The sequence below is a fragment of the Oleiphilus sp. HI0067 genome (genome assembly GCF_001635735.1).
Map to the genome: position 1 here is coordinate 1 of NZ_LWFI01001184.1, position 1,389 is coordinate 1,389.

General features: G+C 44.3%; 2 protein-coding genes. Both read right to left on the reverse strand.

Annotation, left to right across the window (positions count from 1 at the left end; genetic code table 11):
• Positions 1–9: 9 nt before the first annotated feature.
• A complete protein-coding gene (locus tag A3739_RS17425; RefSeq protein ID WP_068475291.1) occupies positions 10–921 on the reverse strand; it encodes a DUF547 domain-containing protein in 912 nt (303 codons plus the stop codon).
• Between the two features lie 3 nt (positions 922–924).
• On the reverse strand, positions 925–1,389 hold a 465-nt coding region (locus tag A3739_RS17430), incomplete at its 5' end, for a CYTH domain-containing protein (RefSeq protein ID WP_156502655.1).

Consider the following 1,389-nt stretch of genomic DNA (forward strand, 5'->3'; position numbering starts at 1 on the left):
CCGAAAGACTTACTTATCTCGCATTCTAATTTGGCGTTTTTCTGATCCCGAGAGATGCGCATTGACCTCCCAATCGTACGGAAGAAAACCTTGAAGCTGCCAATCAGCAGGAACACTATCTTTTGGCAGATATGTATGAAGAAAAGCAGTCACCCCACCTACCGGTTCAAAATCCTCCTCGAACCAATCAAGCAAAGGTGTCACCTTGATCTGATTGCCATCAACAACCACGCCCTTTCCCGATTGTTTAAAGAAGCCAAAAGTTTGCTCAGACAACTGTTGCTCGAGCCTCTCGCCAACATAGGGCTCAGATCGCAAATCAGGACATGAAACAGAAGCGCAATTTAAAGCGAAATGAATGCGAGGCTCATTTTGTTTTCGCAAAATATCATGCTCAAGCTTTCGCAGGGTCATGTGCTCGTTATTAAATGTGCCGCAACTATGCGTCCACACAGGACGAAACATATTCCCTAAACCGCGAAGACTTTTCAGGGGCCAATTTTCGACAACCATATTGATCGCCATAATGTTGTACGCATTCAAGAAGTAGGCAATACGCTCCGTCTTATTCGTTAGTTGATCATAATCGTATTCAGCCAAAAACTGCATGAGCGTATCTAACCGATCGTCAGAACGAAGATCGGCATAATTGACTAAATTAAGTTCAACACCATTCTTCTCACCCGGCACAAGGTAATCAGACAGCACTGACTGATAAAGCACGTAAAACTCGGCCAACTTCACATCGCTATGCTGAATTGCATCCACGCCGCCAGGCGCTTGCTCAGCTGCTTTTTCTGTCGCGTTTTCAATTGGGAGATCAGCAAAAGAAACAGAGGCATACAAACTCAGAATAAGACATAGCAAGCAAGCTTTACATGCAACAACTAACTTCATCTTCTTAATACCGCCAAACATCATTCTTTAGCCTAAAAACAAGGCGTACCCACGTTCCGCCTTGCTTACATCATATTGCTCTGATGGCAAGTTCTGACACAGTGCATGCGATAAACTTTGTAAAACCGAAACAGCCTTTCCAGTTCCCATACCAGCCGACTCGGCAGAATGACTGACCTTCAGCTCAATCTCAATTTCATTGATAGACACCGTATTAGTGCGAGCTTGAGATACAATCTCTCCGACATCTAATACCAGCTCAAAAGCGTAACCCTGATAATCAAACTCACACGCTTCGCGTAAGAAGTTCGTTTCAAACACAGCACGATATTCTTGATCACGCAACTGCGCACTCCAGACAGGCGCTTCATTCAACAAAGGCATATCTAACTCGCTCTGATCCAGCGACCACTCCCACTCACCCCGCTGACTGATTCCATCAATACTTGTTCCAGATGTTTTAAGTGTTTGAATGTAATATCCAGCTTTATT

Coding starts and splice junctions, on each gene's coding strand:
- A3739_RS17425 (WP_068475291.1), bottom strand. CDS start 921: ATGATGTTTGGCGGTATTAAGAAGATGAAGTTAGTTGTTGCATGTAAA.